This is a genomic window from Amnibacterium sp., assembly GCF_036559085.1.
GTDB lineage: Bacteria > Actinomycetota > Actinomycetes > Actinomycetales > Microbacteriaceae > Amnibacterium.
On the sequence record NZ_DATBTU010000045.1, the window covers coordinates 1 to 7,591 of the forward strand.

The window sequence follows — 7,591 nt, forward strand, 5'->3', positions numbered from 1 at the left end:
GACGGGACGAGCGGCAGCGGGATCGGGCTGACGCTCGTGCGCGCGCTGGTCCGCAGCGCCGGCGGCGAGGTCACCCTCGCGAACCGTCGGGACGGGGGCGCGGAGGCCGTCGTCCGGCTCCCGATCGTCGACGCGGAGCCGCCCGCGATCGTGTGAGCTTTCGAAGGCGCACGGGCCCGATCTCCCGGCATCCGCATCGGGTCCCACCCGAGTGTGGAGGGCGACGAGAGGAGGGCGATGCGCACGGTCGCCACGCCGCCACCCCAGCCCTGGGTCGCTGAGGCGCGCGCGGAGCGCCGCGAGTCCTTCCGTCGGCGGATGGCCGCGGCGGACCTGCTGGTCGCCGTCGCGTGGACGTCCGTCGCGCTCGCCTGCGGGCTGTTCCTCGCCGCCGGCGGCGCCGCGACGACATCGCTCCACGACGTCGGATCGCTGTTCACCGCGGCCGGCATCCTCACCGGCCTCGCCGGGACGGACCTGCTGCTCGTCATGCTCGTGCTCGCCGCGCGCGTGCCGCTGATCGACCGCACGTTCGGCCACGACAAGGCCCTCGCGGCGCACCGGCACATCGGCAAGCCGGCCCTGTACCTCCTGCTCGCCCACGCGGTGCTGCTGACGATCGGCTACGGGATCAGCGACCGCACCGGGCCGATCGCCGAGACGGTGACGCTGCTCACCAGCGGACGGGACATGCTGCTGGCCTACCTGGGCCTCGCGCTGCTCATCGGGGTCGTGATCACCTCCCTCACCGCGGTGCGCCGCCGGTTCGCGTACGAGGCGTGGCACCTGCTGCATCTCGTCAGCTACGTCGGGATCGCGGTCGCGGTCCCCCACGAGCTCGGGCAGGGCGCGGTGCTCGCGCACGGCAGCCTCGAGCGGCTCTACTGGATCGCCCTCTACATCGTGGCTTTCGGTGCGATGGCGGTCTACCGGTTCGCCCGCCCCGTCGTCGTCAGCCTCCGCCACCGGTTCCGGGTCGTCGCCGTCGAGCGGGTGGCCGAGGACGTCGTCTCCATCCACCTCGCCGGTCGCGACATCGACCGGCTCGGCGCGGAGGGCGGCCAGTTCGCGATCTGGCGCTTCTGGAGCCGCGAGACCTGGTTCCACGCCCACCCCGTGTCGTTCTCGACCGCACCCACCGGCGGCACCCTGCGGCTGACGATCCGCTCGCTCGGCGCGGGCACCGCCCGGCTCGCGGATCTGCGGCCCGGCACCTTCGTCTCGCTGCAGGGCCCCTACGGCCTCTTCACCGACCGCGCGCGCACGGCGCCCTACCTCTCCGTCGTCACCGCCGGGATCGGGATCACGCCGGTGCGGTCGCTGCTCGAGGACGCGGACCTGCGGCCCGGCGAGGCGACCGTGCTGCTCCGCGCGAGCGACGAGCGGCAGCAGTACCTGTGGGAGGAGGTCGTGCGAGGGGTGCGGGCGACCGGCGGCACCGCCTACACCGACACCGGGCACCGGCCGCGGGGCCGCGCGACCTGGATGTCGGCGGCCGCCGCCGCCCGCGGCGTGCAGCTCACCACGATCTTCCCGAACCTGCTGCAGTCCGACCTCTACGTGTGCGGCCCCGGCCCGTGGGCCGACCTCGTCGTCCGCGACGCGCGGCGCGCGGGTCTCCCCCGCCACCGCATCCACCTGGAACGGTTCGAGGCATGAGCGGGGACCCGCGATGAGGTTGCGCGCCCTCGTCTACTCGCTGGCCGGCTGCGCCGCCGCCCTCGCGGTCACGTGGGAGATCGGCCAGGCCGCCGCTCCCCGCGTGACACCGGCGGCCCCGTCGGCGCCGCCACCGGCCGCTGCCCCGACACCGGCGGAGACGCCGACCGGCTCGTCCGCATCCGCCCCCGCGACGAGCGCTGCCGGCCCATCGGGGACCTTCTCCGGGAGCACGGCCCAGACGTCGTACGGCCCGGTGCAGGTGGCGATCGTCGTGAAGGCCGGTCGGATCACCGATGTGAAGGCGCTCCAGCTCACGAACCAGGACGGCCGGTCGGTCGCGATCAGCGCCGGCGCGGCGCCGATCCTGCGCACCGAGGCGCTGCGCGCCCAGTCGGCGAAGATCGACACGGTCAGTGGAGCGACCTACACCAGCGACGGCTACCGCACCTCGCTGCAGTCCGCGATCGACAAGGCGCACCTGTAGGCCCCGCCGGCAGGAGCGGACGACCCTAGGCTGACGCGCATGTCGACCATCGACCCGGGAGCCGTCGCTCCGGAATCCCACGCGAGCTCCAACGCCGGCCGGCTCAACTGGCTCCGCGCCGGGGTGCTCGGCGCGAACGACGGCATCGTCTCCGTCGCCGCCATCGCCGTCGGCGTGGCCAGCGCATCTCCGAGCTTCAGCACCCTCATCAACGCGGGACTCGCCGCCCTGGTGGGTGGCGCGATCTCGATGGCGCTCGGCGAGTACGTGTCGGTGAGCAGTCAGAGCGACAGCCAGAAGGCGCTGATCGCCACCGAGCGACGCGAGCTGGTGGAGGACCCGGAGGGCGAGCTGGCCGAGCTCACCGCGCTGTACGAAGCCCGCGGGCTCAGCAGCGCGACCGCGACGCTCGTCGCGAAGGAGCTCACGGCGCGGGATGCACTGCGAGCGCACCTCGAGATGGAGCTCGGCCTCGCCGAGGACGAGGTGGTCAGCCCGTGGCACGCGGCGGGTGCGTCCGCCATCGCGTTCGTCTCCGGCGGGGTGCTGCCCCTCGTCGCGATCCTGCTGCTCCCCGTGAGCATCCGCATCCCCGGCACCTTCGTGATCGTGCTCGTCGCGCTGGCGGTCACGGGAGCCCTCGGGGCGCGCCTCGGGGGCAGCCCGGTGATGCGGGCCGCGCTTCGAGTCGTGATCGGCGGCGCGGCGGCGCTCATCGCGACGATCCTGATCGGCTCCCTCTTCCGCGCGTCAGGGGTCTGACCCGCCCGACCCACTTCACGTGAGTTGCCACTTCTCGCCCTCGAAGCCGCCGCTCGAGGGCCAGAAGTGGCAACCCACCGCCTCCCGGGGCTCGCGCTGCGGATGCGGCGCCCGCGCACGTTCCTGTGAGCCTTCGAACATCGACGCGGCGGTTCTCTGGGGCTCCTCTTGCCGCCGGCCGCCACTGTAGGCGTCGTCTCGTCCCCCGTCCCATCCGGTCGGAGCGGCGGCCGGGACGAGCACGGACGGAGCTCCCCGCACCCCTCCGCGCTCGGGCGGAGTCGCCCGCTCTCGGCCGGCAGGACGCCGTCCCGGTGGATCTGCGTTCATCGGCGACACATCGGCGAGGGACAGCGACTTCATCGAAGATCTGAGGACGATCAGATCGAGGAGGTGGAACGGTGATGAGCACGACGATCGACGGGCCCACCGTGGCCGGGCACGCCTGGCCCCTCTGGAGCACCCGCGGCCACCTGCTGGTGACGGACCGGGGCGCCCTCGAGGACGCGGTCCGCATCGCCGAGCGCTGGACGACCGCCGTCGGCGACGCCTGCGACCGGTTCCGCAGCGACTCGGAGCTCTCCCGCATCACGGACGCGAGCCACGGCATCGCCGTGTCCCCCGTGCTCGCCGACCTCCTCGACGCGGCGCTGCAGGCCGCCGCGATCAGCAGCGGTGCGGTCGACCCCACGGTCGGATCGGCGCTCGTCGCGCTCGGCTACGACCGGGACCTCGATCTCGTGCTCCGCGACGGCGTCCCCACTCGGGTCGTCGTGACCGAGGTGCCCGGATGGCGACGCGTCGACCTCGCGGACGGCGTGCTGACGATGCCGGCGGGCGTGCGGCTCGACCTCGGCGCCACAGCGAAGGCGGTCGCCGCCGACCGGATCGCCGCGACGGTCGCCGCCGAGCTGGGCGTCGGCGTGCTCGTGAACCTCGGCGGCGACATCGCGACCGCCGGCACCGCGCCCGGCGCCGGATGGCAGGTGGCCGTGCAGGACCTGCCCGCCGATCCAGCGACCCAGGTGTCGCTCGCCGGCGGATGGGGCCTCGCGACCTCGAGCACGCAGCGGCGGCGCTGGTCGGCGGACGGCGAGGTGCGGCACCACATCGTCGATCCAGCAACGGGCCGGCCCGCCGAATCCGTCTGGCGCAGCGCCTCCGTCGTCGCGCCGACCGCGCTGCTCGCCAACACCTACGCGACCATGGCCGTCGTCCTCGGCCGGCAGGCACCGGCGGCGCTCGACGAGGCCCGGGTGACGGCCCGCCTGGTCGACGCCGACGGCGTCGTGCATCTGCTCGGCGGATGGCCCGCCGAGACCCTCCCGAAGGCGGCGTGAGATGAGCGAGGCGTTCTGGGCACTCGGCCGCGGCAGCGGGGTCGTGCTGCTCGCGTTGCTGACCGTGTCGGTGCTGCTCGGGCTGCTGACCCGATCCGGCCGTCCGATCGGCCGCCTGCCGCGGTTCGGCGTGACCCTCGTGCACCGCAACGTCGCGCTGCTGTCGGTGGTGTTCCTGGCGGTGCACGTGCTGTCGTTGCTCGGGGATCCCTACGCCCAGCTCCGGCTCGTCGACCTGGTCGTGCCGTTCGCGGGTGCGCAGTCGCCCTTCTGGCTGGGGCTCGGGACGCTCGCGCTCGACCTGATGCTCGCGGTGACGATCACCGCGCTGCTGCGCCGCTGGATCGGGCAGCGGGTCTTCCGCGCGGTGCACTGGGCGACGTATCCGCTCTGGTCGATCGCCCTCGCGCACGGCCTCGGTCAGGGCAGCGACGCCCGCTCGACCTGGTTCCTCGCCGGCGCCGCCGTGGCGGCCGTCTGCGTGCTGTCCGCCGCGATCTGGCGCACGTCCGTCGGGTTCGTCGAGCACCGACGCCACCGACTGGAGCCCGTCCGATGACCCTCACCGCACCCACGGCCACCCGGAACCGGGGCCGCGCACCGCAGGGCCTCCCGCGGCTCTTCACGCCGGGCACCGCGGACTTCGGGGCCCACCGCGCCGCCTTCGGCGAGCTCCCCCACGCCACCGGCCTGATCGACGAGGTGGCGGCGGCGGGGCTCACCGGCCGCGGCGGTGCCGGGTTCCCGACCGCCAGGAAGCTCGCCGCGATGGGGACGCACGGGATCGCGATCGCGAACGCGTCGGAGGGCGAGCCCCTGTCGACGAAGGATGCGGCGCTGCTCACCTACGCGCCGCACCTGGTGCTCGACGGGCTCGAGCTCGTCGGCCGAGCGGTGCACGCCAAGCAGCTCGTCGTCGTGGTCAAGGCCGCGCACGAGGACGTCGTGCGCCGGGCGGTCGGCGACCGGCCCGGCGGGTCCCGCATCGTCGTACGGGTGACCGAGGACCGCTACGTGTCGGGCGAGGCGTCGGCCGTGGCGCGCGTCGCGTCGACCGGGATCGCGAAGCCGGTCGACCGGACCGTGCGCCTCACCTCCCGCGAGTTCCGCAGGCCCCCGACGCTCGTCCAGAACGCCGAGACCCTCGCGCACATCGCCCTGATCGGCCGGTTCGGCGCCACCTGGTTCCGCAGCCTCGGCACCACGTCGGATCCGGGCACCCGCCTGCTCACCGTGTCCGGCGACGTGGGCGCACCCGGCCCCATCGAGATGGCGGGCGGCGCCACCGTCGCCCAGATCCTCGACGCGGCGGACACCGATCCGGCCGGCATCCGCGCGGTGCTCGTCGGCGGCTACCACGGCACCTGGGTCGGCCCCCGCGACTTCGCGCGACCGCTGGTCCCGCGGCAGGACGGATCCGGGATCCCCGCCGGCGCCGGATCGATCTACGCGCTCGGCGCCGGATCGTGCGGCATCGCCCTGACCGCCGGCATCGCCCGGTACCTCGCGGACCAGTCCGCCGGGCAGTGCGGCCCCTGCCTGAACGGCCTGCCCGCGCTCGCCTCGGCGCTCGAGCGGCTCCGGGCCGGGAACCGGGACCCGGCACTCGCCGGGCGGATCCAGGGGCTCGCCGGCCTCGTCATCGGCCGCGGCAGCTGCCACCACCCGGACGGGACCGCGCACATGGTCGGCTCGGCCATGGACGTCTTCGCCGTCGACGTCTCGGCGCACCTGCAGGGCTACTGCACGGAGGTGCACCGGTGAGCGGCGTCCGGTCGACGGAGGCGCGTTCCTCCCCGCGGCTGCACATCGACTGGACCGCCTGCGACGGCCGCGGCCTCTGCACCGAGCTGCTCGAGCGGCGGCTCACCCGCGACCCGTGGGGCTACCCGCTCGCGGTCGGCGGCAGCAGCCGGAACGACCTCGTGCTCTCCGAGGAGGAGCTGCCGGCGGCGCGCGACGCGGTCGCCCTCTGCCCGCGACTCGCCCTCTCGATCGTGACGCGATGAGCCCCCCAAGGAGCACCATCGACCCGCCCCCGCGGAAGGACTCATGAGCAGTCGAGACCAGGGACGACGACTCGTCCAGCTCGCCACCGGGATCGCCTCGGCGATCGGGATCGGGGTGACGGGCGTCGTCGGCGTCAACGCCTACGGTGCCATCGAGCACCAGAAGGCCGTCGCGGCCGCGCACGCATCCGCCGAGAAGGCCGCCGTCGCGCGCCACGCGGCGGCGGTGAGGGCCGCCGCCGAGAAGGCAGCGGCAGCCAAGGCGGCAGCAGCGAAGGCCGCGGCCGCGAAGGCAGCAGCAGCGAAGGCGGCAGCCGAGAAGGCGTCGAGCGAGAAGAAGGCGAAGGCGAGGGCCGAAGCGGCCGCCGCTGCACGGGCCGCCGCCGCGCAAGCCGCCGCGGCCGCCGCCGCGTCGCAGGCGTCCTCCAGCTCCTCGAGCTCGTCCAGCCCGTCCTCATCGGGAGTCGGCTCGGCCAGCGGCGGTTCGCAGACCGGCTCCAGCGGCTCCTGACCGCATCCGCGGATCCGACGCGGATGAGCCGAGGCGCGCCCTGACCTTCGAGCGTTCGAACGCGCGCCCGGTCGGCGCGGAGGAAGCGCACCGCTCGACGCGATTCAATCGGAGTCGCGCTCAGCCCCTCGCTGAGCCGCCACCGAAGGAGCGGACATGGACATCACGCAGGTGATCCTCGACGACCACGCCGAGCAGCGACGGCTCTTCGCCGCGCTCGAGGACGTCGGACCCGACCACCCGGAGGTGCTCGCCGTCGTCTGGAAGCGCCTGCGGGCCCTGCTGGACACGCACGCGGAGGCGGAGGAGCAGCTGTTCTATCCCGCCCTGCTCGAGCTCGGCCACCGCCTCCACGACTCCGACGAGGACGAGGAGACCGAGGACGCGGTCCACGACCACAACGAGATCCGCGACGCCGCCGAAGCGGTCGAGGGCGAGACCCCGGGGACGGATGCCTGGTTCGCCGCCGTCGCGAAGGCGAACGAGGTCAACGGCGACCACATGGCGGAGGAGGAGCGGGAGGGTCTGACCGACTTCCGCCGGCACGTGTCGCTCGAGGAGCGGCACGACCTGGCGATCCGCTTCCTGGCGTTCGAGTCGAACCACATGCTCGGCGTGAAGCCGGTCGACAAGGACCCGGAGGAGTACGTGAATGACGGCGGCCCGGGCGAGGAGGAGGACGCCTAGCCGACGTCCTGAACGTTCGGGTCCTGCTGGTGTCTGGCGTCCACCGTGCCCGCCAACCCGCCGGTGGGGGTCGTGCGACGCGCTCGGCGTCCACGCGCCCCATGGACGCCACCGGGGCGCGGTGTCGCCGGCGAAC

General features: G+C 74.2%; 10 protein-coding genes. All 10 read left to right on the forward strand.

Features of this window, described 5'->3' with window-relative positions; translation table 11 throughout:
* The coding region (locus VIG76_RS15180) for an ATP-binding protein (RefSeq protein ID WP_414640623.1) at window positions 1-156 on the forward strand (156 nt) is incomplete at its 5' end.
* Between the two features lie 81 nt (window positions 157-237).
* Window positions 238-1,659 (forward strand): ferredoxin reductase family protein, encoded by a 1,422-nt coding sequence (locus VIG76_RS08255; RefSeq protein ID WP_331953016.1) that lies wholly within the window; start codon window positions 238-240, stop codon window positions 1,657-1,659.
* Window positions 1,660-1,672: 13 nt separating this feature from the next.
* The gene (locus tag VIG76_RS08260) at window positions 1,673-2,146 is read left to right on the forward strand and encodes an FMN-binding protein (protein WP_331953018.1); all 474 of its coding nucleotides are present in this window, start codon (window positions 1,673-1,675) and stop codon (window positions 2,144-2,146) included.
* A 39-nt stretch (window positions 2,147-2,185) separates the two neighbouring features.
* Entirely contained in the window at window positions 2,186-2,908 is a 723-nt protein-coding gene (locus tag VIG76_RS08265; RefSeq protein WP_331953020.1) for a VIT1/CCC1 transporter family protein, read from the forward strand.
* A gap of 404 nt (window positions 2,909-3,312) precedes the next feature.
* Window positions 3,313-4,248, forward strand: coding sequence for an FAD:protein FMN transferase (locus VIG76_RS08270; protein WP_331953022.1), 936 nt, complete (start codon window positions 3,313-3,315; stop codon window positions 4,246-4,248).
* A gap of 1 nt (window position 4,249) precedes the next feature.
* Entirely contained in the window at window positions 4,250-4,807 is a 558-nt protein-coding gene (locus tag VIG76_RS08275; RefSeq protein WP_331953024.1) for a ferric reductase-like transmembrane domain-containing protein, read from the forward strand.
* Entirely contained in the window at window positions 4,804-6,012 is a 1,209-nt protein-coding gene (locus VIG76_RS08280) for an NADH-ubiquinone oxidoreductase-F iron-sulfur binding region domain-containing protein (protein WP_331953026.1), read from the forward strand. The genes VIG76_RS08275 and VIG76_RS08280 overlap by 4 nt, the downstream gene beginning before the upstream one ends.
* On the forward strand, window positions 6,009-6,257 hold the full coding sequence (locus VIG76_RS08285; protein ID WP_331953028.1) for a ferredoxin: 249 nt from the start codon (window positions 6,009-6,011) through the stop codon (window positions 6,255-6,257). Before VIG76_RS08280 ends, VIG76_RS08285 begins: the two co-directional genes overlap by 4 nt.
* Window positions 6,258-6,300: 43 nt before the next feature.
* Window positions 6,301-6,768, forward strand: coding sequence for a hypothetical protein (locus tag VIG76_RS08290; protein ID WP_331953030.1), 468 nt, complete (start codon window positions 6,301-6,303; stop codon window positions 6,766-6,768).
* Window positions 6,769-6,924: 156 nt separating this feature from the next.
* Window positions 6,925-7,455 carry a hemerythrin domain-containing protein gene (locus VIG76_RS08295; RefSeq protein ID WP_331953032.1) on the forward strand — a complete coding sequence of 177 codons (531 nt, stop codon included), beginning with the start codon at window positions 6,925-6,927 and terminating at the stop codon, window positions 7,453-7,455.
* The last annotated feature ends 136 nt before the right edge of the window (window positions 7,456-7,591 follow it).